Genomic DNA, 22,258 nt, shown 5'->3' on the forward strand with positions numbered 1-22,258 from the left:
GGTCGTTTGGTTACTGGGGTGCGGTTGGCAGGCTGGCTGGATCCACCGTCGTTGGTTGATCGTCGAGGGGGATGTCCCAGGTGCGGTCTTCGCGGGAGCCAGCTACGCCCTTCTGCTGCACGAAAAACCCGGCGGCTTCGGGTAGCTGGTAGAGCCACGTGGTCTGCTCTCTACCGCCAGCTTGGGCGACGATAATAGTCAGCGGGAGCTGGTCTACAGGCTCACGTGGGTGGGTGCCGCGGTCCACCCTAGTCTCCAGCCCTGGGCTGCAATCAACCTGTTTTCTGGTGACTTGCTCTGCGTGCCCGTCGAGCGCCGAGCGATGGTAGATCACCAGGTCGGCGGTCGTCGCACCTGCCGGGCACATGGAGATGGCTGTCTTGTATTCGCGCGGCATGAGCTGCCGCCACACCACGACGCCAGCCCCGATGACAACGCTCACTACCACCACGACAATGGCGAGCACCGTCCACTGTTTGCGGCTCATGATGCCCTCCGGTGTTCTGACAGGGGCACTTGGCTGACATCGACGGTGTCCCCGGTGTCTTCCAATGGCACGAACGTACCAGGTCCGACGAGTTGGCCGCCGTAGTGCACATCCACCCAGCCGCTGGCCTCAGTCCATATCCAATTGGTCTTCGGGTTGTGGTACGCGTGGAGCGCTTCGACGGTGCTGCCGTTGGTCAGAGTGATGACGAACGATTCGTAGTGTGCATGCTCGTCGGGCTCGGACACCTGCTTGCCCTTCGAGCGGGTGAGGTAGCTGATGATCTTGCCGACGTCGGTGCGATTGGTGATGTGGTGTCGGGTGGCCTGGGGGCCGTCGTCGAAGAGGTAGACGTCCATCGACACTGCGTCCACGGGGCTTAGCTTGGAGTCAACTACCGGCGTCGCCGGGGCGCAGGCCGTGACACACAGCAGCGAGGCCGCTGCACAGACTATGAAAGGCACGCGTTGCATGGCGGGTTCCTCACTGAACTCGGCATCGGGTATTGGAGCCGGCAAATCCGGATTTGAGTACTGCTCGATTATCCCCCCCTCCATCCATCATGCAAGGCAACCTCTCGTTGCGCTCCGGCTTCCGAGTTCGAACTCGATGGAAGCCAGAGCGCGACGAGCTATGAGAGCAGCCCCAGCGAGCCTGGCAGCCAGAGGCTGAGCGCTGGTACGAACACGACGATGAGCAGGCCCACGATAATGGCGAGGAGGAACCACAGAAGCTTGCCGACGACGGGCTCGATGCGCATACCGGCCACCCTGGCGCCGATGAAGAGCACGTTGCCTACCGGCGGGGTGATGACGCCCACCGAGAGGTTGTACACAATGATGGCGCCGAAATGCACGGGGTCGATACCCATCTCGGTGACGATCGGCAGGAAGATCGGCGTGAAGATCAAGATGGCCGGCGTCGGGTCCATGAACGTACCCACGACGAGCAGGATGAGCATCATGATGACGAGGATGATCTGCGGGTTGTCGGTGAGGCCGAGCAGACCGGCCGAAACCGCTTCCGGGATTCGGGCGAAGGTCATCATGAACGACAGCGCGGAAGCCACGCCAATGAGGAGCGTGATGATGGCCGTCGTTTGGGCCGCCTCGATGAGTACCTCTGGAAGCTTGCGAACTTCGAGCTGTCGGTAGGCGAAGCCCAGCACCAGGCAGTACACGACGGCGATGCCGGCGGATTCCGTCGGAGTGAACCATCCTGCGAGGATGCCGCCCACGACGATGACGATCATGAGTAGCGACGGGACGGCCTTCCAGATGGTGACTAGTGCAACCTTGAGCGGGAGCCGTTCGTCGCTGGTGGGTGCCCCGTAGCGCCGGTGCAACGCGAACACCACCACGAGACACGCCAGTACCCACACGAGGCCGGGGCCGACGCCAGCCATGAACAAGGCAGCCACCGACGTTGAGCTCACGAGGGAGTACACGATGAATGTGTTCGACGGGGGAATGAGCATGCCGGCAGGTGCCGAGGCCACGTTGACTGCCGCCGCGTAGGCGCGGTTGTAGCCTTCTTGCCGCATTCTCGGCTGCGTGACGGTGCCGACGGCAGCAGCCGCAGCCACCGCGGCGCCGGATACTGCACCAAAGAGCCCGTTGGCTACCACGTTGGTTGCCGCCATCGATGACGGCATCTTCCCGACGAGTACCTTCGCCGCGTCGATGAGACGATTTGCGATACCGCCAGAGTTCATTAACACGCCTGCGAGAACAAACAGCGGAATGGCTAGGAGCGGGAAGCTGTTGATGCCGGTGAACATGCGTTGCGCAGTGAGGAATACCGCTGAATCCCAGCCGATGAACACCACTGCGGCAGCGAGTGAAGGTAGGCCGATGGAGATTGCCACCGGAAAGCCCAGCGCGATACAGGCGAGAATGCCAACAATGAGCACGAGCGATGCGAGCGTTACGGGATCCATGTCAGTGCTCCTCTTCCTCGACGGATGCCTGCTCGGCCTCGGCTTCTTCGATCTGCGCTAAGGCTTGCTGCTCTGCCTCGTCGAGCTGGTACGGAGGCTCCACCCCGCGCACAATTTCGATGGTTTGGTACCAGGCGTAGAACACGATGAGCGCGCCTGTGAAGGGCATCACTGTGTACATCATTCCCATGGTGCCCGGCAACGACGAGAGCCCCTGCCCCCATGCGCGGATGGACGCCCGCACTCCGCCCCAGATCAGCACCAGTATCGCGAACGCCATGACTGCCACCTGGGCCAGTACTGCGGTGCGTTTCTGTCCGGCTTCCTTTTGGCGTCGTACGAGGAAGTCGACGGCGATGTGACCCTTCTCTGAAAACACCAACGCGCTCGCCATGAACCCAAGCCACACGAATGTGAAGCGTGCCCCTTCCTCCGCCCACGAGCTAGGGGAGCCCGCGAGGCGGGTGACCACCTGCCAGATGACGATGAGCACGAGCGCTGCAAACAGGATCACGCACGCCCACTTCAGGACAGCATCGAGACCCTTCTTGACGGGGATCATTGGTTGCCTCCTTCAGCGACCGCGACAGATTGTTCGAAGAGTTCACGCTGCCGCGGAGTTTTCAGGAACTCATCCTGAAGCGGCTTGAGGGCTTGTGCGAACGCCTCGGCGTCCACCTCGTGGTACTGGGCGCCTCGCTGCTTCGTTTCCGCGGTGGCCTCTTCTGTTTTCTTTCCCCACAATTCGGTGTGGTACTGCCAGGTTGTTTGCCACTCTTGCATGAACAAGGAGCGGTCGGCGTCGGTCAGTTCACCAAGCATGGCAGTGTTGACGATGAGGTAGTCGAGGCCGACGAGATGGTTGGTGTACGAGTAATGTTTGGCCACCTCGTAGTGCTTTTGGGTGAAGTATGAAACCTCGTTATTTTCTGCGCCGTTCAGCACGCCCGACTGCAACGCGGTGTACACCTCGCCGTACGCCATCGGGGTAGCGGAACCGCCCATGGCCCTGATCATCGCAAGGTGCAGTGCCGATTCCTGGACTCGAATCTTCAACCCTGCCAAGTCCGACGGGTTCGTCACGGGCTTGTTGGCGTAGATATGGCGGGCACCTTGTGTGAACCCTCCCAACACAGTGAAGTTGCTGCTGTTTTCCAGCGACGTGAACAGTTCTCCGGAGAGCTTCGGATCGTTGATGACTTTCATCTGGTGATCGACGTCTTTGAACACGCCCGGCATGTTGTAGGCCAGGAAGTCGTCGTTGAGGTTCTCCAACTGAGTTCCGGACACGATCGCCAGGCCAATGATGTCGTCTGAGACGAGCTGCAGCGCCTCAGCTTGGGCACCGAGGGTTTCATTGGCATAGATGTCGATCGTCATTCGGCCATCGCTGCTCTTCTCGAGCCGTTTCGCGAAATCGTCGAGTGCGATGAAGCTCGGATGGTCTTCTGCTTGGTTGAGGGCCAGGCGAAAGATTTGCTGTCCGCCTGCACCGCGTGAAACGCCCTTGCTGCAGCCAGCAAGGCCGGCCAATAACAGCCCGCCCGCAGCGCCGCGAGCAAGAGTACGTCGTGTGAGTTTCGTCTGCACTGACTACCCTCTCCATGTAGTTGGGGAGGCGCGAGGCCTCGATCCTCATTATTAAACACCGATAGATGTTTATTCTCATCGGTTTGCCCATTGTTGCCAAGGCCGCTGGGCGCGAAGAGCCGGAGCTTCGCAGCAACGCCACTGCTGGTGCGTTTTGACGGCCTGAACCGCCAGGGGTTACTCTGTAACTAGTTATCAAGTAACCATCCTTGCTGTCATGAAACGGGGGACAGTGCATGTCCGTGAAACACGCGTTACTCGCGCTCCTGTCGACGGAGCCGTCGTCGACCTACCAACTCTGTAAACGCTTCGACGCGTCCACCGGCCAGAGTTGGCCCCTCAACATTGGGCAGGCGTCGTCGACGCTCCAGCGCCTCGAACGCGACGGACTCGTGGTCCGCGACGACACGGAGACCGACGGCGAGTCCGGCGGCCAGCCTTGGCGACTCACAAGCAAGGGCGCCGACGAGCTCCAGGCATGGTGGGAACACCCCGTAGTCGCAGAGCAGCGCGGCCGGAACGAGCTCGTCGTGAAGCTCGCCCTCGCTACGGTCACGCCCGGCGTCGACGTGGTCGCGCTCGTGCAGCGCCAGCGCAGCACGACGCAGCGGACCCTGCACGACCTCACCCGCCTGCGTCGACACACCGACGGCGACCTCGTCGGCCAGCTCGTGCTTGACCACCACCTGTTCCTCGCCGAAGCTGAACTCCGCTGGCTCGACAACATCGAAGGCACCCTGCGCCGCCGTGCCGAGGCGCGTTCAGACGCCGGCGCGGCCATCGTGGCCGAGCCCTCGCTGGTGAGCAACGCGAAGGGCCGCCGATGACGTCGCCGGGCCCGCTGTTAGCGCTGCGTGACGTGACCCGCGTCCACGGCGAGGGTGCGCGTCGGGTCACCGCTCTTGACGCCGTGAGCCTCGTCGTCGAGGCAGGCGAATTCGTTGCCATCATGGGGCCTTCAGGTTCGGGCAAGTCGACGCTGCTGAATCTCGCAGGGGGCCTTGACACCCCGACCAGCGGGGAGGTGCTCGTCGAGGGATCCCCGCTCTCCGGGCTCACCAGCTCGCAGCTCGCATCTATGCGACGCCGCCACGTCGGCTACGTGTTCCAAGACTTCAACCTCCTGCCTGGACTGAGCGCCGTCGAGAACGTCGCCTTTCCCCTCGAGCTCGACGGCATGCCATGGCGTGAAGCCCGGGACGCGGCGATGGACGTGCTCACCCAATGTGGGATTGCCCAGCTGGCTGATCGTCGTCCCGAGGAAATGTCGGGTGGTCAGGCCCAGCGAGTCGCCATCTCCCGGGCGCTCGTCGGGCCTCGGCGGCTCCTGCTCGCCGACGAACCCACAGGCGCGCTCGACAGCGAGACCGGCGTCGCGGTGCTCGAACTCCTTCGTCAGCGGGCTGACGACGGAGCAGCGGTGGTCATGGTGACGCACGAGCCTCGATTCGCGGCATGGGCCGATCGCACGGTATACCTCCGCGATGGGCGCATCTCAGGAGAGGTCGGTCCGTCCGACCCGAACCAGCTGCTCGACGAGCTTCACACCGGCGACGGAGCACCCCGATGAGTGCGTGGCGCGCCGTGCTGCGGTTGGCGAGCCGCGATGCTCGACGCCACCTGACCCGGACGATTCTCGCCGCCCTGCTCATCGCGCTGCCGGTCGCGGCGCTCGGCACGTTCTTCTCAATCTCCTCGCCGGGCGCCCCGGTTACGGAGCGTGTGCTGGCGAGTATTCCCGACGGCGCCCAGGCCATCATCACGGCCGCGGCCTTGCCGCAGGGGGGACCACCATTTCCGCAAATCCCCGAAGGTGCTCCCGGCCCCTGGTTTGACGATGAAGAAGTGCGCGCCGCAGATCCGGAGCAGATTCGCGCGGCACTCCCACCGGCCATCGAGCTCTCCGAGTACTGGATGTCGCCGTCGCTCGTCGCATCGCCCGAGCTCGGGTTGCAGCCGGGGCAGGAGCAGACCCTCGACAGTCAAGTGAAGACGCTCGCTGGGAAGCCTCCTAAGCGGCTCGCGATGGTGGAGCTGTGGGAGGGTGAACCGTGGGCATTCGCTGCCAACGCGCCGCGTGTGGTCGCAGGCACCGCTCCGACTACGCCATCGGAAGTCATTGTCACGCGCTCCCTGGCCGATCGGCTCCACATCAAGGTCGGCGATTCGCTGGGCTTCCTCGCGCCGCCAGACAGAGGCGTGCGCAGTTTCGACGGCAACCTCGCCGCCGCGATGAACGACTCCGCCCGAGGGTACCGTGTGGCAGGCATCGCTGACGCGTCTGGCGCCCGCGCCTGGGCTCCGTCTGGCTGGCTATCGTCGCTGGCCGCGAAGCATCCGGAAGGGCTGCAACGGCACTGGTTCGCGCACGGTTCGGAGCCCGTGACGTGGACGGATGCCAAAGCGCTGAACAAGCTCCAGGCTTTCGCGATTTCCAGGCACGTGCTCGAGCACTACCCGGCCGCCGACGAGCTCTACCCGGTGGACATCGACCCGGCGCAGCTGATGGAGGGAGCCATCGGCGTCGCGGTAGCACTTGTGGTGGGTGGGCTGCTCGTGTTCTTCCTCGTCACGCCTGCGATTGCGATTTCCGCGGAGCAGTCGCGGCGCACGCTCGGGCTCGCAGGGGCAGTGGGCGCTACCCCACGACACCTGCGGCGCATCGTGCTGTCCCAAGGGCTTGTCATCGGAGTATTCGGTGCGGTGCTGGGATGCGTGCTGGCAGTCGCGTCAGCTGCGGGATTCGGCGCACTGCTCGGGGCGATGGTGCCAGCCGAGGACTCCGAGCAGCCACGCTTTGGTGCGGGCGTGGCGCTCGCCAACTTCCCCTGGTGGGTGCTCGTTGCCGGGGCATGCATCGCCGTGCTGCTCGGCCTGATCGCCGCGTGGGGGCCGGCGCGTTCCGTCGCTCGTCTCTCGGTGGTTGATGCGCTGCGTGATAGGCCCAGCGTGCGCGCGGAACGTCGTCGCCGGGGACGCTCGCTGATCGTCGGCCCCGCACTGCTCGGTATTTCGGTGCTGATTGGTGCGGCGACCCTGTTGGCGCGAGTGCCCGAGCATGTGGCGCGCCAGGAAGCGGACATGGAGCTTGAGCCGGGCTCACTGCCGCCAGGCGCGACGGTGTTCGTCGTTGGGGCGCTACTTGCCATCATGGCCGCGCTGGCGGGCCTCGCGATCACGGTGCGAGGGCTGCTCCCGCTCCTCGGAAGGCTCGGGGATGGCCGTCGACCGGTGTGGAAGCTGGCGCTTCGAGATGCGGCCGATCATCCGTCGAGGACGGTGCCGGCGGTCCTCGGCGTGCTGTTCTCGCTACTGGCGGCGTCGTATCTGCTGGTCATGGGCGCGTCGAAGCATGCCGATTCTCGGGCGACGGGCGAGTCCGTCGACTGGAAGGGGACGTTCATCGTCTCTCCGACGGTGTCCATCGATCCGGTGCTCGATCGGGCCATCGCCGACGCTGCGCTGGAAGAGCTGTCCCGCAGCCTGCCTGAGGTCGACGGTTCGCATCCCGTCGAAGCGTTGGCCCAGGACTCGCCGACGTTGCTTCTTCCTCTCCAGCCGAAGGGCCGCGAATGCCCCAAAGGCACGTTGATTCACGCCGCCTCGGCACGAACCCCGGGTGCTCCGCTTCGTTGCGTGAGTCAGCCCTCGGGTGCTGCTTTCGGATCGGGCACCCGGTTCGGAAGCCCCGAATCTCCGTGGGATCCGCCGGTACTGATGGATGGCCCTGCGCTGCATGCCATGCGCCTGCCGGGGGCCGACGCCGCAGCACAGATGCTGGATAGCGGTGGTGTGTTGGTGAGCGACGCCTCGTTGATCGATGACGACGGTCGTGTCCGTCTTGCGCGCATCCCTCGTGAGAAGCTCGACACGCTCGACATTGATCCGCGCGACGAGGTGCGGCTCCCTGCCAAGTTTGTGCGGGGCATCGGTACGGGCCTCGTGATGTCACCTTCGACGGCGCGTGGCCTGGGTCTCGACCTCGACCACATCGGGCTGGCGGGCGTGCTGGCAGACACCTCGAAACCGCTAGATGAAGCGACGCTCGAGCGCTTGAGCAAGGAAAGGGTCGGCGGGCTGGTGTGGGTGACCATCCCGGACTCGACAGACCCGCTCGGAGCCACCGGGGGGCCAGAGGTGCGTGCGGCCACGTGGGGACCGACGGTGCTGCTGGGGGCCCTGTCCGTCGCAGCGGCCGCCATCGCGGTGCTGCTGTCCGCCACGCAGGGACGCCGCGACGCGATCACCGCCTACGCGGTGGGTGCGTCACGAGGCGTGCTCGTGCGGATCGGGCTCGCGAGAGCTGCGGTGATCTTGCTGTTCGGAGTGCCGTTAGGGCTCGGCGCCGGGCTCGCGGTCAGCGCGTACCACGTCGCATGGAATAGGCGGATCGCCTCCAGCGGGGCATGGCTGGACACCGTCCCATTGTGGGGTTACCAGGCCACGCTGGGAGCGGGGGTCATCGTCGCAGGAATGCTGGCGGCGCTGCTGCTGACGAGACCGCCTCGACGGTTGGTGCGGCGCGGGCTCGACTGACGTGGCCGCAGCGAACGACAGTGTTGGAATTACAACGGTGTGAGTTGTGCACATTGTGTGGAAAAGTCTGTGGACAGCTCGGGGCGGTTTGGGTTTCAGCACGTCGTCATCGCTGGCGTTGCGCTGCTGCAGCGAGGGTGTTGAGTGCGCGTAGACTGCTCTCGATGAATAACCGCGCCCAGCAGAAGATCGTCACGATTGTGCTCGTGATTGTGATTGTCATAGCTCTCGGCGGCGCCCTCGCCGCGTCGTTGTAGGCTGATCTCGCAATGCAACGTCGTCGAATCTGCCTCATCGCCACCGCCGTGATGGCCACCGCCACGGTTACGCTTCCCGCCGCCGCGGACATCGACGTTCCCGAGGACGGGGTAGGCGAGGCCGTCGGCATGGCCTGGGATGCAGCCGGCGAAACCCTCTGGCTCGCCGGCGATCACGCTGATGACGGCGTACTCGTCGGGGTGAGCTCCGACGGTGAACGCTCGGAGATGAGCTGGAAGGGCGAAGACCTCACTTCCGTGCAGGCGCTCGCGATTCACGACGGCCTCATGTACGTCGGCGACACGGGCAACTCCGACGGCAACCGCTCCACGTTCACGGTCTACCGCTTCTCCAACCTTCGGGCAGGGGCCAAAAAGTACCGTTCGTTCGTCTTCGAATACCCGGACGGCATCGACATTCAGGCCATGATGGTCTCCGGCAGGGGGCGCATCTACTTCGCGTCCACCGGAGCCAACCCCGGCATCTACCGCGCGCCCGCCACTCCCAGCAGGCAAGGCCACAACCAGCTAGAGCGCGTGACCGATGCCCCCGACGGTGTCACCGACGGCGTGTTCCTACCCGACGGTCAGACGATGGTGCTGCGCGCTGCCGACGGCGTGCACGTGATCGATGCGTTCACCTGGGAGACGAAGGCCGTAGAGACCTACGCGACGCAGACAAGCGCTGAATCCGTCACCGCCATGGACGACGACACCCTGCTGCTTGGCAACACCGGCGTGATCCGTGAGGCAGCGGTGCCCACGAGCAACATCACGACGACGCCGAGCGCCGCGCCTTCTCCGTCGGAACCCCCCGCGCCAAGCGAGAACCCCTCTGCCGCACCGCCGTCGGCACCGAGCCCGAGCGCCGCGCAGGAGCAGGGGCAAGAACAGACGCTTGATGAGGCGAAGCCCCGCAGCACCATCACGATGGTGGCGCTCATCCTGGCGGGCATCGTTGGGGTTGCGGCGGGCCTTGTCACCTTCTTTGCCCGTTCGTAGCCGCGGCCGGCGTTACCTGGTGTTCATCTTTAGCCACTAGAGATGACACCCGTAGGCAATACTTTGCTCATAGGCCCTTACTCGCGGGCCGTCCGCAACGACTAGTGCTATCGAAGGATTGACAACGTGCGTCCAGGACGAAAGACCTTGGCCGGACTGCTTACTGCGAGCGTCATGGCAGCGTCATGGCTGCTCCCGACGAACGCGAAGGCAGCAGCGTCCGACCTGATCATCAGCGAATACGTCGAAGGATCAAGCAACAACAAGGCTGTCGAGATCTACAACGGCACTCTCACGGCCATCGACCTCAACCAGTACAGCATCGAGCTGTACACCAACGGCAAGACCTCGCCGAACAACACGATGCAGCTGCAAGGGCAGCTCGCGCCCGGTGCCACCTACGTCATCGTGAACGCCCAAGCCGGAGACGAACTGAAGAGCAAGGGCCAGACACAGGGCGCCATCACCAACTTCAATGGCGACGACATCCTCGTGCTCAAGAAGGGCGATACGGTCGTCGATTCGATCGGGCAGATCGGCAGCACGCAGAAGTGGGGCAGCGACGTCACGCTCGTCCGCAAGTCCAGCATCACTGCCGGTGACACGAACCCCAACGACGCGTTCGATGTCACGGCGGAATGGGAGAAACAGCCCAAGGATGTATTCGACGGTCTCGGTGCGCACACCATGGACGGCACCTCGTCACCGACGGACCCCCAGCCGGAGCCAGCCCCGGAGCCGGGGCCTGAGCCGTCGGATCTTTGCACTGCGGAGGTCACCAAGATTGGTGCCGTGCAGGGTGAGGGCGACGAGACGCCCTTGGACGGCAAGGAAGTGACGATCCGCGGTACCGTCGTGGGCGACTTCCAGGAGGGTGGATTCAACGGCTTCTACCTCCAGGATGAGGGCGACGACAACGACGCCACCTCCGATGGCATCTTCGTCTACGACGAGCGAAAGAGCGTGGGCGAGGTCAGCGTCGGAGACAAGGTTGCCGTCACCGGCACTGCGGGCGAGCACTACTCGATGACGCAAGTGAAGGCGACGACGAGCGCCAAGTGCAGCACCGCCGAGCTGCCTGAGCCAAGCGTGATCGACTTCCCGAACACGGAGTTTGAGAAGCACGAAGGCATGCTCGTGACCTTCGCGCACCCGCTCACCGTTCTCGAGCTCTACCAGTTTGGGCGCTACGGCCAAATCACGGTCGGCCCGGAGCGGCAGTTCCAGCCCACCGCACTGGCGCCCGCGTCGAGCGACGAAGCCGCCAGGATTCTCGACAGCAACCTAACCAACCGAGTGCTCATCGACGACGGCCGCAGCACCCAAAACCCCTCGCCCGCCATCCACCCCGCCACCCTCGAACCGCTCACCGTGGACAACCTGTTCCGTGCGGGCGACCAGATCAACGGCGTTGCAGGCATCCTCGATTACCGCTTTGGCAACTGGGCGCTGCAGCCTACGCAGAAGGGCACCATCGACAACGTCAACAAGCGCCCCGACGTGCCCAAAGTGGGCGGCGACTTGCAGGTAGCCAGCGCGAACGTGCTGAACTACTTCACCACGCTGAGCTCGCAGGACAAGAACGCGCGCGGCGCGGCCACCGCGGAGGAACTGGAGCGCCAGCAGGCCAAGATCGTTGCGACGCTGAACAAGCTCGACGCAGGCATCATCGGGCTAAACGAGATCGAGAACAACGCAACCGCCGTCGAGACGCTGGTGGGAGCCCTCAACACTGCGAGCGAGCCGGGCAAGTGGGCGGCGCTCAAGACCGGCAAGATCGGTACCGACGCCATCACCACCGCGTTCATCTACCAGCCGAGCAAAGTGCAGCCCGTCGGCAAGTTCGACACGCTCACCACCGCCGACGACCCGCGCTTTATCGATACGAAGAACCGCCCCGCGCTCGCGCAGACGTTCAAGGAGCAGACCAGCGGGAAGACGCTCACCGTCGTGGTGAACCACCTGAAGTCGAAAGGATCGGCGTGCGGTGACCCGTCGGAAGCCACCCTGCAGCCGCTCGTCGGCAACTGCCAGGAGACCCGCGCCGAGGCAGCCAAGGCGCTCGGCGAGTGGCTCACCGGCAATGAAATTGGCGTGGAGAAGTCTGAACTCATCCTCGTGATTGGCGATCTCAACAGCTACGACCATGAAGACCCGATCAAGGCGTTCGAGCAGGCCGGATTCACCGATCTCGTCAAGCAGTTTCAGGGCGAGAGGGCCTACTCCTACGTGTTCAACGGACAGCTCGGCTACCTCGACTACGCGCTTGCTAATGCCGCGTTGACGCAGAAGGTCGTCGGTGCCGCCGACTGGCACATCAACTCCGACGAGCTGCCGCTCATCGACTACACGATGAAGTTCAAGCAGGCAGCGGAGCAGCAGCTGTACGCCCCCGACGAGTTCCGCTCCTCCGATCACGACCCGGTGATCGTCGGCATCAAACTACCCGACGATCCGGCCCCTGAGCCCCAGCCGGAACCGGTGCCGGACCCGCAGCCGGGCCCTGACCCCGCGCCGGAGCCGACTCCGGATCAGGAACCGGGCCAGAACCCGACGCCCGGCGTTCAGCCCCCTGCGAAGCAGCTGCCCGGGCTGCCGTCGACTGGCTGGTAAGGCGCAGCGCCGACACACCACAATGATCGGCCCGAAGGATGGAAGTTCCTTCGGGCCGATCCTGCGTTGTCGGCACCCTCGAGCCTGGCGTGTCCGGCGTGCGCTACATACGCTCGATCAGGAAGTTGAGGCAGTTCATGAGGGCCTCGACGTCCTCAGGGTCGATCGAGGGGAAGCCCGCGATGCGGAGCTGGTTGCGCCCCACCCCGCGGTACGGGTCCACGTCAACGATGCCGTTGTCGCGTAGCTGCGAAATCAAGAACGCGGAGTCGATGCTCTCGTCGAGTTCGATGGTGGCGACGACGGTGGAGCGCTCGTCGGGATTCTCGACGAAGGGTCGGGCGAAGCTGTGCTGTGCAGCCCAGTTGTACACGATGGAGGTGTTGCGTCGGCAACGGGCGTCGATGGCTTCCATGCCGCCGAGTTTCAGCATCCAGCGAAGCTGCGCCTGTAGCAGTAACAACGTGGCCACGGACGGCGTATTCACCGTCTGCTGCTTGCTCGCCTGCTTGGCCGCGGCGCGCAGATTGAGTATCCCTGGTAGCCAGCGTCCGGTTTGCGCCATGGCCTCCGCGCGCTCCAACGCGGCAGGGGAGAGGAACGCGAGCCACACACCACCGTCGCCGGAGAAGCTCTTCTGGGCAGAGAAGTAGTAGGCGTCGGTCTGGGTGAGGTCGACGCTTGCCCCGCCGGCAGCCGAGGTGCCGTCGACGAGCATCAAGCCATCGCCGAGCCGCCGCACCGGAGCCATCGCACCGGTGGAAGTCTCGTTGTGTGCCCACGCCATCACGTCGGCCCCGGTGACTTCGGGCAGCGCAATCGAACCAGCGGGGGCCTCGACAACGTCGGGTTCCTCCAAGAACGGCGCGTTCGCAGCCTCCTGGGCGAACTTCCGACCGAACTCACCAAATACCGCGTGCGAGGAGCGCCGCTCGATGAGCGAACACACCGCAATATCCCAAAACGCGCTCGCCCCACCGTTGCCGAGCACCACCTGGTAGCCATCCGGCATGGCGTACAGCTCCGCCAACATGGCCTGCACATCTCCGACGAGCTCCCTCACCGGGGGCCGGCGGTGCGAGGTACCCAGCAGGTCGTTGCGGGAAGCGAGGTAGGCCAGGGCCTCGTCGCGGATCTTCGCCGGCCCGGAGCCGAATCTGCCATCGTGCGGAAGGAGGTGGTGGGGAATCTGCATGCCTCCATCATTCCACTTGCTCATTTCGTTGCAATTGGTGCCGAGCGCACGGGCGGCCTGTTTGAATGGAGCAATGCAGAGTTTTGTGGTGCAGAAGGCCGTAACCGGACAGGGCGTCGTCACCGACGCACGGATCACCATCGACGGTGACCGCATCGTCGACATCTCCGACGGCGCCCCCGACGCGACGCCACTGTGGGCCGTGCCAGGCTTCGTCGACACTCACTGCCACGGCGCCGTGCAGGTGAGCTTCGGCACCCCCGACCTCGACGCCAACCGCCGCGCCCGCGCCTTCCATCTCTCGAAAGGCACCACCACGCTGTTCGCCAGCACCGTGACGCTCTCCGTCGACGACCTGGTGGCGCAGGAGGAAGTTTTGCGGCAGCTCACCGAAGAGGGTGTCATCGACGGCATCCACCTCGAGGGCCCATTTCTCGCGCCCGAGAAGAAGGGCGCCCACGCCGAACACCTGCTCCTCGATCCGGATCCCGCCAGTGTTCAGCGCCTCGTCGACGCGGGCGGGCCCGCGCTGCGCATGATTACCATGGCCCCAGAACGCGAGGGCGCGATGCAGGCGATCCAGCAGTTTGTCGAGGCGGGGGTTGCCGTCGCGTTCGGGCACTCGAACGCCGATGCCGACGTCTGCAACGCATCAATCGTGGCGGGCGCCACGGTCGCCACGCATTTGTTTAACGCGATGAACGGCATCCACCACCGCGTGCCTGGGCCGGTGCCTGCGCTGCTGCACGACGAACGCGTCCTCATCGAACTGATCTGTGACGGTGTGCACCTCCACCCCGATGTCATCCGCCTGGCCTACGACGCCGCCGGTGCGCACCGCATTGGGCTCGTCACCGACGCGATGAGCGCCACCGGCGCCGACGACGGGCGCTACCTGCTCGGCAACCTGGACGTGGAAGTGCGCGACGGCGTTGCCCGGTTGACCACCGAAGACGGCTCTGAGGGCGCCATCGCCGGCAGCACGCTCACCATGGCCGACGCGTTCCAGTTCTGCGTGGGCACCGTCGGCATCTCCATCCCCGACGTTGCCGCCATGGCGGCAACGACCCCAGCGCGCTTCCATGGGTTGGATGATGTGGGTGAGCTCACCGTCGGGAAACGCGCCGACGTGTGCCTCGTCGACGACGACGGCGTCCTCCATCAGGTGTGGCATCGCGGAGAGCGAGTACTTTAAACTTGTCCATGAGGGCGCGCCGAAAGTCTATGATGACTACCGATGAGCGACCTGATTGACACCACCGAGATGTACCTGAGGACGGTGTACGAACTCCTTGAGGAGGGCGTCGCGCCCCTGCGTGCCCGGATCGCGGAACGACTGCATCAATCCGGGCCGACGGTGTCACAAACCGTCGCCCGCATGGAGCGCGATGGGCTTCTCGTCGTGCAGTCCGATCGCACCATCAAACTCACTAAGGAGGGCAGCGCCCGGGCCAGGAGCGTCATGCGCAAGCACCGCCTGGTGGAACGCCTACTCACCGACGTGATCGGGCTCGAACTGCAGAAAGTGCATGATGAGGCCTGCCGGTGGGAGCACGTGATCTCGCTCGATGTCGAGCAGCATCTCGTGAACATCATCAACGACCCGGTGCGCTCTCCGTTCGGCAACCCCATTCCGGCGCTTGACGAGCTGGACGTCACCGTCTCGGATGCCCCCGAGGGGGACGTGCTGACCCTCGCCGAGGCAGTGCGGCAAGGTGCCACACGCCTGAGCGTTGTCCGACTGAGCGAACATCTCCAAGCCAGTCGCGAATCGTTCGCGGTGCTCCTCGACGCTGGTGTGCTGCCGGGTGCAGTGCTGGAGCGCGTCGACGATGGACTGGGTGTTCGGGTGGGGGAGGAAGAGCTCGAGATCTCGCCCGTCGACGCTGAGCTGTTGTTTGTCACGGTGCTGTGACGTGAATGATCAAGCGCTGCACTGGCTGCTGAATCGCCGCCCCGGTGCCATCGAGGAGGTGCTCTCGCGCAGTTTCGGCGGCGAGCATACCCCGTACCAATGGCTGGGGCGCGCGGTGTCTGCCATCGCCAAGCGGGTGCTGGTGCTCGCCTGCGGAGCCGGCGCCATGGTGGAAGAAGTGGCCCGGGATGGGCGGCTGGTGGTGGGCGTCGACTGGTCTGCCAGCGCCATCGAGGTTGCCCAGCGACGGGACAGGCGCGAGCTCGTGCAAGGCGACGTGAACTATCTGCCGTTTGGGCCCGCAACGTTCGACGCTGTGGTGAGCGACATGGGGCTCGCGGTCAACGAGAACCGGATGCTGATGCTCTCGGAGGTCGCCAGGGTGCTGCGCCCGGGAGGTATGTTCGCCGCACTGACGCCGTCGATGCGCCCCCTGAATCTGTTCGAGGCGAGACAGATGTCGTCGCTGGTGCGTATTCTGCGGCGTTTTCCGCACGTGCCGGGGCAGACAGAGTTCCGCGCCGTGCGCCTGCTGCGCTACGCGGGGCTGCAGAAGGCGGAGGACGCGCGTGCCAGGTTCTACTTCACGGTGCGCAACCGTGACGACGCTGAGCTGCTTTTGGCAGGGCTGCGTGCTACCGACGATGTGGCGCGCGCACACGCGGCGGTGGAGCACCTCGCGGATCGAGCACGGCATGGGGAAATCCGGGTGCCGCTTCCGTTCCGACGCATCCTCGCGCTCAACTAGTTGCCAATCGGGAATGAAATGGGCGCACAACACGTTAGAAATGAGTAGCAATCCAATTCCGATAGGGAAGGACTATGTATGGCCACCACGGCACTGACCACCGAGAACTTCGCGTCCACCGTTGAAGGCAATGAGGTGGTGCTCGTCGATTTCTGGGCCGACTGGTGTGGCCCCTGCAAGCGGTTCGGCCCGATCTTCGAGGAAGCCTCCGAACGCCACGCCGACGTCGTGTTCGCCAAAGTCGACACCGAGGACGCCCGCGATCTTGCCGCTGCGCTCGAAATCCAGTCCATCCCTACCGTCATGGGCTTCCGTAAGGGCCAGCTGGTGTTTCGCCAGTCCGGCCTCCTGAGCAGCAAGCAACTCGATTCCCTGATTGAGCAGATCAAGGAACTCGACATCGACGCGCTCCTCGAGGAAGCCAAGCAGCAGTCCTGAGGCTGAGGAAGCCCGCACCATCTGGCCATCGAGTAGGCGACGTAGTCGCCGTATCGAGATGCAGCAACCGGTTTCGATACGCCGCCTTCGGCGGCTACTCAATCACCGGAGAAAGCGGGGTTTCGATACGCGAGCTTCGCTCGCTACTCAACCTCCGGAGCCGATCACGCGGACGCGGTCAACACCTCGGCAAGGGCCGCGACGAGGGGCTCCGGCAGGCGGGTCACCTCGTCGGGCGTGACGCCACGCACTGGGGTCTCGCGTAAGGCCTGCACCGCGCGCAGCGGCGAGGAGGCTTCGTCGAGAATACGCGCCGCCGTCTGTTTGTGGGCGACGGCCGTCTGTGCGCGCTCCAAGATCACCTGGCAGCGGGCGCGCACGTCGTCGTCGGCCACTACCTCGGGCGCAGTCCACTCCAGCGGTGAGGTGCGCAGCGTCACGCCGGCCTCGCGTAGTTCGTCGATGCCGCCGCCCAGCAGGCGCACCCGCCACGTGCGGGTTTCGGGCAGTAGGTGGATGGCGCCGGTCGGCACGTCGACGGTGAGGGTGCGCGTCGCATCATGCCAGGTGATGCGCGTGGTGACCGTCGCGGCGTCGAGCGCCCCGTCATCCTCCACCAGTGTGTAGCTGCCGTCGGCGCCGGGAGCCACCCACACGTCGAATTGTGCCGGCAGATCCGCCGGCCGGGTGCCGCGCGCCGCCAGCGGGATGATCGCGCCGTCGCGCGCGAGCACAGGAATGGACTCAATATCGCGGTGCATCGTCACATACCTGCCTCCGGCATAGCGCAAGCCGGTGAACACGTCGACGAACCGTCCCTCGGGAAGCCACGTGTGCGTGGCGGCAAGCTGGGTGACGTCGTCTGTCGGGGAGGTCACCGGGGCGACGATCAGCTGACTGCCGAAGAGGTACTGGTTCGGTACGTCGTAGGCCCCATCGCTTGACGGATAGGCGTGGTACATGGGCTTCAGCAACGGCGTGCCATCCGCCCACTCTGAGTAGAGGTACGGCACCAACGCGTGGCGTAGCCGCAGGAACGCGCCCATCACGTCGCTCACATCGTCGCGGTACTGCCACGGCTCCTTGCGGGAGAACTCGTCGTTGCTGGAATGCAGCCGGTTGATGGGGGAGAACACCCCAAACTGCAGCCAGCGCAGCGCCAGCTCGTCGTCGCGCACCCCAAGCAGGTGCCCGCCAATGTCGTGGCTCCAAACGCCGTAGCCGATGTTCGCCGCCGTCGCTGTGAACTCAGGTTGAAACGCCAGCGACGCCCACGACGAGATCACGTCGCCCGAGAACCCGACGGGGAAACGATGCGAGCCGGGGCCCGCGTAGCGGGAGAGGATCAGCGGGCGCTGACCCCGTCGAGCCATATCCACCGTGTGGAAGTAATTCAGGAGCCACAGCGGATCCATGCCGTTGTGCGCAATGGAGCCCTGCTGCCAATCGATCCACCAAAAATCGACCCCCTGCTCCTCCAATGGGTGATGCACCGCCTCGAAGTACGCCTTCCTGAACGCAGGATCAGTGAGATTGAAATCGACGGGGAGCTCGTCGCTCGGCTCTTGTCCCACCAACTCACAAACCCGGTGATACGCCTCCTCGAAGGCCCGGACACCGTCAGCAGGGTGCACGTTCAGCGACACAGCTAGCCCGCGCTCGTGCAGGCTCTGCAGGAAGGCCTCGGGGTCGGGGAAGAGTTCGCGGTTCCAGGTGTAGCCCGTCCACCCGTGCCCAAACCGGCGCTCCACGTCGGTGATGTGCCAATCCATATCGATGACGGCCACGCTAAACGGCAGCTCGTGGCGCTCGAACGTGCTCATCAGCTCGTTGTAACTGTCCGCTGAGTAGCGGTGGAACCTGCTCCACCAGTTGCCGAGCGCGTACCGCGGGATGAGCGGCGTGGGGCCCGTCAGCCGGGCGAAATCCGCGAGCGCGCCCGCGTGGTCGTGGCCGTGGACGAACACATACTGATCGACGTGGCCCGCGCGAGGCGCGACGAACTCGTCGCCGGCGAGCACTTGGAACGACGCCGAGTCATCGAGCACGCTGATACCCAAATCGCTCAGGATGCCGTCGTCGAGCTCGCAGCGCCCGTCGACGGTGTCGAGCGTGCGCGTGGTGCCGCCGAGGTTGACTGGCTTACCGAACAGTCGCGCGAAGGGGTTCTCGAAGGGTTGGCCGAACCGCCAGACCGCGTGGTAATTCGATCGCGCCCGAACGGTGAGCCCCGCGGAGCTGGGCGAGGCGCCGTCGTAATCCAGCTGGAACGCTTCCGTGATGATCTGCACGCCGTCGCCGCGTTCCTCGACCACCATTGCAGTGTGCTCGACCGGGCGGTCGGTTACCACCTGGGTGGGGGCATCAACGAAGACGCCCTCCGCATCCCACTCAAGGCGTACGAGTGCCTCGCCGAGCACCTGGATTCGCCACGTGGGGCCTTGCACCGTCTGCTGTTCATGCCGCATGCCCCTAACTTACGGGAGGAGCGCGCCAGGAGCACGCGTGCGGTCACTTGGCCATGGGTTCGCGACGGTGGCGAGGCCTCCCGGACGCCCGCCTCGCCGAGCCCAGACGCGGATCAGCAAGGATAGATCAAATTGGTGGCTCGTCTGCCCACCACCAACTTGATCTATCTGTAGGGCATCTTCCCGTCCCCTCAAGCCAGGGCATCATTCAGTGGGGTGACGTCCATGTCGAAGGCGTCACCGACTCCCTGCACGAACAGCTTGCCGGCGTGGGTGTTGAGGCCGAGCGCGAGAGCGTGATCGTCGCGCATGGCCTGTTGCCAGCCCTTCTCCGCCAGGTGCATGACGTAGGGGAGCGTCGCGTTGGTTAACGCCCACGTCGACGTGGTGGGCACTGCTCCTGGCATGTTGCCGACGCAGTAGAAGGTGCTGTTGTGCACCTGGAACATCGGGTCTTCGTGGGTTGTCGGGTGCGAATCTTCGAAGCAGCCGCCCTGGTCGATGGCGACGTCGACGAGCACGGAGCCGGGCTTCATGTCAGCCACCATGTCGTTGGTCACGACTTTGGGGGTTCTGGCTCCGGGGATGAGCACTGTGCCGATGACGAGGTCGGCCGACAACACCTGCTCGCGCACGGTGAGTTTCGACGAGGCGATGCTGTGCACCCGATTGTTGAACCGCCAGAACGTGGTGCGCAGCTTGTCCAAGTCGGTGTCCAGAACAGTGACGTCGGCACCCATGCCGAGCGCGATGTTGGTGGCGCTCTGGCCAACCGTGCCGCCGCCCAGAATGACGACTCTCGCTTGCTTCACGCCGCTCACGCAACCCATCAGCATGCCTGCCATGCCGTGTGGGCGCATCATGGCGTGCGCGCCCACCTGCGGGGCGAGGTTACCGGCGATCTCAGACATGGGGTACAGCAGAGGTAGCAGCCGGTTCGGTAGCTGCACGGTTTCGTAAGCGATAGCGGTGGTACCTGCCCTTAGCAGTGCCTCCGTTTGTGGACGGTCTGCGGCCAGGTGCAGGTAAGCGAACAGCGTGAGGTCGTCGCGGAGGAAGCCGTACTCCGATTCGACGGGCTCCTTCACCTTCAAAATCATCTCGCCGGACTCCCAGGCGGCTTGGGCGTCCTCGATGATCGTCGCGCCCTGCTGGGCGAATTCTTCGTCCGTGATGCCCGAGCCCTCGCCTGCCCCCTGCTGGATGAAGACCTCGTGGCCGTGGTGCACGAGCTCAGCCACACCGACGGGGGTAATGGCTACGCGAAACTCGTTGTTCTTGACCTCAGTGGGGACTGCGATGCGCATAGTGTTACCTCTCCATCAGGTAGTGCCGCGGCCCAGCAACCGGTACAGCAACCATGCGGAAATCACGGTAACTGCGCCCAGTCCGGCGATGTACAGAGCCACAGACTATGAGCTCGGCGCTGGCATAGTCGCTACCAGTGGTTGCTGCACACCAAGGGTGGCCTGCGAATGGGCAGAATAAGCCTCCGAATGCTATCAAACGAGCGAGGGAGGCTTCGCGCCAGGGGTCCCTATCGATGGCCTTGGGTGGCATGGTTGGATAGTACGCATGAGTGCGCGAAAGATTGGCGTCACCGAGCTTGCCCTCCGTGACGCGCACCAGAGTTTGATGGCAACTCGCATGGCCATGGAGGACATGGTCGATGCGTGTGAAGACATTGATAAGGCCGGTTACTGGTCCGTGGAATGCTGGGGCGGTGCGACGTACGATGCGTGCATCCGCTTCCTCAACGAAGACCCCTGGGAGCGTCTCCGCACGTTCCGCAAGTTGATGCCGAACTCGCGGCTGCAGATGCTGCTGCGTGGGCAGAACCTGTTGGGCTACCGCCATTACGAGGACTACGTCGTCGACAAGTTCGTGGAGAAGTCTGCCGAGAACGGCATGGACGTCTTCCGTGTGTTCGATGCGCTGAACGATCCCCGCAACATGGCGCGTGCGATGCAGGCTGTGCGCGACGCAGGCAAGCACGCTCAGGGCACGATTTGCTACACGATCTCTCCGGTGCATACCGTCGAGGGCTACATCAAATTGGCTGGTCAGCTGATCGATATGGGCGCAGAATCCATCGCGTTCAAGGACATGGCTGCCCTGCTGAAGCCGCAGCCCGCCTACGACATCGTCAAGGGCATTAAGGACACCTACGGCGACGTGCAGATCAACGTCCACTGCCACTCCACCACCGGCGTCACCCTGGTGTCGCTGATGAAGGCCATCGAAGCGGGCGCGGACGTCGTCGATACGGCAATCTCCTCAATGTCGCTCGGTCCTGGCCACAACCCCACCGAGTCGCTCGTCGAGATGCTAGAAGGCACCGGCTACGAGACCGGCCTCGACATGGACCGCCTCGTGAAGATCCGTGACCACTTCAAGGCCGTGCGTCCGAAGTACGCTGAGTTCGAGTCGAAGACGCTCGTCGATACCGGCATCTTCAGCTCCCAGATTCCCGGCGGCATGCTGTCCAACATGGAGTCGCAGCTCAGGGCGCAGGGCGCTGGCGACCGCATCGACGAAGTGATGGCCGAGGTTCCGCGAGTCAAGGCCGACGCCGGGCACCCGCCGCTGGTGACTCCGTCGTCGCAGATCGTTGGCACGCAGGCCGTGTTCAACGTGCTCATGGGCCGCTACAAGGTGATGACCGGCGAGTTCGCCGACCTGATGCTCGGCTACTACGGCGAGTGCCTGGGCGAGCGCAACCCCGAGGTGATCGAGTTGGCGAAGGCGCAGTCCAAGAAAGACCAGATCACGGTGCGCCCTGCCGACTTGCTGCCTCCCGAGTGGGACAAACTCACGGAAGAGGCGAAGGAACTCGACGGCTTCGACGGCACCGACGAGGATGTGCTCACGTACGCCATGTTCCCGAACGTGGCTGGGAAGTTCCTCGCCACCCGTGCGGAGGGTCCGAAGAGCGTCGCCAAGTCGCCCGAGCAGCTGGCTGCCGAGCGGGCCAAGGCCGCAGGCCCCGCACAGGGCATCACCGCACCCGTCAACTACAACGTCAAGCTGGCCGGACGCGAACACAGCGTCACGGTTGAGCCCGCCTGAG

General features: G+C 64.5%; 18 protein-coding genes. 10 read left to right on the forward strand and 8 right to left on the reverse strand.

The window, feature by feature from the left end:
• Positions 1-10: 10 nt before the first annotated feature.
• The 5 genes from Q0X61_RS02190 to Q0X61_RS02210 form a co-directional block, all read right to left on the reverse strand.
• Positions 11-487: a hypothetical protein gene (locus Q0X61_RS02190; protein ID WP_108871195.1), complete on the reverse strand. Its 477-nt coding sequence runs from the start codon at positions 485-487 to the stop codon at positions 11-13.
• Positions 484-861 (reverse strand): hypothetical protein, encoded by a 378-nt coding sequence (locus tag Q0X61_RS02195; protein WP_297739897.1) that lies wholly within the window; start codon positions 859-861, stop codon positions 484-486. Before Q0X61_RS02195 ends, Q0X61_RS02190 begins: the two co-directional genes overlap by 4 nt.
• A 257-nt stretch (positions 862-1,118) precedes the next feature.
• Positions 1,119-2,426 carry a TRAP transporter large permease gene (locus tag Q0X61_RS02200; RefSeq protein ID WP_297739899.1) on the reverse strand — a complete coding sequence of 436 codons (1,308 nt, stop codon included), beginning with the start codon at positions 2,424-2,426 and terminating at the stop codon, positions 1,119-1,121.
• Between the two features lies 1 nt (position 2,427).
• Entirely contained in the window at positions 2,428-2,988 is a 561-nt protein-coding gene (locus Q0X61_RS02205; protein ID WP_297739901.1) for a TRAP transporter small permease, read from the reverse strand.
• Positions 2,985-4,016 carry a TRAP transporter substrate-binding protein gene (locus tag Q0X61_RS02210; RefSeq protein WP_297739903.1) on the reverse strand — a complete coding sequence of 344 codons (1,032 nt, stop codon included), beginning with the start codon at positions 4,014-4,016 and terminating at the stop codon, positions 2,985-2,987. The genes Q0X61_RS02205 and Q0X61_RS02210 overlap by 4 nt, the downstream gene beginning before the upstream one ends.
• Positions 4,017-4,252: 236 nt before the next feature.
• Here Q0X61_RS02210 and Q0X61_RS02215 point away from each other — a divergent pair, with 236 nt between their 5' ends.
• From Q0X61_RS02215 to Q0X61_RS02235, 5 genes are all read left to right on the forward strand, one after another.
• Positions 4,253-4,843, forward strand: coding sequence for a PadR family transcriptional regulator (locus Q0X61_RS02215; protein WP_297739904.1), 591 nt, complete (start codon positions 4,253-4,255; stop codon positions 4,841-4,843).
• Positions 4,840-5,586, forward strand: coding sequence for an ABC transporter ATP-binding protein (locus Q0X61_RS02220; protein WP_297739906.1), 747 nt, complete (start codon positions 4,840-4,842; stop codon positions 5,584-5,586). The genes Q0X61_RS02215 and Q0X61_RS02220 overlap by 4 nt, the downstream gene beginning before the upstream one ends.
• Positions 5,583-8,552, forward strand: coding sequence for an FtsX-like permease family protein (locus Q0X61_RS02225; RefSeq protein ID WP_297739908.1), 2,970 nt, complete (start codon positions 5,583-5,585; stop codon positions 8,550-8,552). The genes Q0X61_RS02220 and Q0X61_RS02225 overlap by 4 nt, the downstream gene beginning before the upstream one ends.
• A gap of 269 nt (positions 8,553-8,821) precedes the next feature.
• Entirely contained in the window at positions 8,822-9,811 is a 990-nt protein-coding gene (locus tag Q0X61_RS02230) for a hypothetical protein (protein WP_297739910.1), read from the forward strand.
• Positions 9,812-9,937: 126 nt separating this feature from the next.
• Entirely contained in the window at positions 9,938-12,424 is a 2,487-nt protein-coding gene (locus Q0X61_RS02235) for an ExeM/NucH family extracellular endonuclease (RefSeq protein ID WP_297739912.1), read from the forward strand.
• Between the two features lie 103 nt (positions 12,425-12,527).
• Here the strand turns inward: Q0X61_RS02235 and serC are convergent, their stop codons facing one another.
• A complete protein-coding gene (gene serC, locus Q0X61_RS02240) occupies positions 12,528-13,619 on the reverse strand; it encodes a phosphoserine transaminase (RefSeq protein WP_297739914.1) in 1,092 nt (363 codons plus the stop codon).
• Positions 13,620-13,692: 73 nt separating this feature from the next.
• Here serC and nagA point away from each other — a divergent pair, with 73 nt between their 5' ends.
• The 4 genes from nagA to trxA all read left to right on the forward strand — a co-directional run bounded on the left by nagA (position 13,693) and on the right by trxA (position 16,720).
• On the forward strand, positions 13,693-14,814 hold the full coding sequence (nagA, locus tag Q0X61_RS02245; RefSeq protein WP_297739915.1) for an N-acetylglucosamine-6-phosphate deacetylase: 1,122 nt from the start codon (positions 13,693-13,695) through the stop codon (positions 14,812-14,814).
• 42 nt (positions 14,815-14,856) lie between these two features.
• Entirely contained in the window at positions 14,857-15,534 is a 678-nt protein-coding gene (locus Q0X61_RS02250) for a metal-dependent transcriptional regulator (protein ID WP_297739917.1), read from the forward strand.
• Position 15,535: 1 nt separating this feature from the next.
• Entirely contained in the window at positions 15,536-16,282 is a 747-nt protein-coding gene (locus tag Q0X61_RS02255) for a class I SAM-dependent methyltransferase (protein ID WP_297739919.1), read from the forward strand.
• A 78-nt stretch (positions 16,283-16,360) separates the two neighbouring features.
• On the forward strand, positions 16,361-16,720 hold the full coding sequence (gene trxA, locus Q0X61_RS02260) for a thioredoxin (protein ID WP_297739921.1): 360 nt from the start codon (positions 16,361-16,363) through the stop codon (positions 16,718-16,720).
• Positions 16,721-16,884: 164 nt separating this feature from the next.
• Here trxA and Q0X61_RS02265 read toward each other — a convergent pair whose 3' ends face one another.
• Positions 16,885-19,188 carry a TIM-barrel domain-containing protein gene (locus Q0X61_RS02265; protein WP_297739923.1) on the reverse strand — a complete coding sequence of 768 codons (2,304 nt, stop codon included), beginning with the start codon at positions 19,186-19,188 and terminating at the stop codon, positions 16,885-16,887.
• Positions 19,189-19,379: 191 nt separating this feature from the next.
• Complete coding sequence (gene ald, locus Q0X61_RS02270) at positions 19,380-20,495, reverse strand: alanine dehydrogenase (RefSeq protein ID WP_297739925.1); 1,116 nt, start codon at positions 20,493-20,495, stop codon at positions 19,380-19,382.
• Positions 20,496-20,763: 268 nt separating this feature from the next.
• On the opposite strand from ald, the gene Q0X61_RS02275 reads away from it, so the two are divergent.
• Positions 20,764-22,257, forward strand: coding sequence for a methylmalonyl-CoA carboxytransferase subunit 5S (locus tag Q0X61_RS02275; protein WP_297739927.1), 1,494 nt, complete (start codon positions 20,764-20,766; stop codon positions 22,255-22,257).
• Position 22,258 lies beyond the last annotated feature (1 nt).

Source organism: uncultured Tessaracoccus sp. (assembly GCF_947255005.1).
Lineage (GTDB): Bacteria > Actinomycetota > Actinomycetes > Propionibacteriales > Propionibacteriaceae > Arachnia.

What these genes read in the sequence shown, in the direction of transcription:
- Q0X61_RS02205 (WP_297739901.1), bottom strand. Translation starts at nt 2,988, where the DNA reads ATGATCCCCGTCAAGAAGGGTCTCGATGCTGTCCTGAAGTGGGCGTGC.
- Q0X61_RS02215 (WP_297739904.1), top strand. Translation starts at nt 4,253, where the DNA reads ATGTCCGTGAAACACGCGTTACTCGCGCTCCTGTCGACGGAGCCGTCG.
- Q0X61_RS02190 (WP_108871195.1), bottom strand. Translation starts at nt 487, where the DNA reads ATGAGCCGCAAACAGTGGACGGTGCTCGCCATTGTCGTGGTGGTAGTG.
- Q0X61_RS02200 (WP_297739899.1), bottom strand. Translation starts at nt 2,426, where the DNA reads ATGGATCCCGTAACGCTCGCATCGCTCGTGCTCATTGTTGGCATTCTC.
- Q0X61_RS02250 (WP_297739917.1), top strand. Translation starts at nt 14,857, where the DNA reads ATGAGCGACCTGATTGACACCACCGAGATGTACCTGAGGACGGTGTAC.
- Q0X61_RS02275 (WP_297739927.1), top strand. Translation starts at nt 20,764, where the DNA reads ATGAGTGCGCGAAAGATTGGCGTCACCGAGCTTGCCCTCCGTGACGCG.
- serC (WP_297739914.1), bottom strand. Translation starts at nt 13,619, where the DNA reads ATGCAGATTCCCCACCACCTCCTTCCGCACGATGGCAGATTCGGCTCC.
- trxA (WP_297739921.1), top strand. Translation starts at nt 16,361, where the DNA reads ATGGCCACCACGGCACTGACCACCGAGAACTTCGCGTCCACCGTTGAA.
- Q0X61_RS02220 (WP_297739906.1), top strand. Translation starts at nt 4,840, where the DNA reads ATGACGTCGCCGGGCCCGCTGTTAGCGCTGCGTGACGTGACCCGCGTC.
- Q0X61_RS02230 (WP_297739910.1), top strand. Translation starts at nt 8,822, where the DNA reads ATGCAACGTCGTCGAATCTGCCTCATCGCCACCGCCGTGATGGCCACC.
- Q0X61_RS02265 (WP_297739923.1), bottom strand. Translation starts at nt 19,188, where the DNA reads ATGCGGCATGAACAGCAGACGGTGCAAGGCCCCACGTGGCGAATCCAG.
- ald (WP_297739925.1), bottom strand. Translation starts at nt 20,495, where the DNA reads ATGCGCATCGCAGTCCCCACTGAGGTCAAGAACAACGAGTTTCGCGTA.
- Q0X61_RS02225 (WP_297739908.1), top strand. Translation starts at nt 5,583, where the DNA reads ATGAGTGCGTGGCGCGCCGTGCTGCGGTTGGCGAGCCGCGATGCTCGA.
- nagA (WP_297739915.1), top strand. Translation starts at nt 13,693, where the DNA reads ATGCAGAGTTTTGTGGTGCAGAAGGCCGTAACCGGACAGGGCGTCGTC.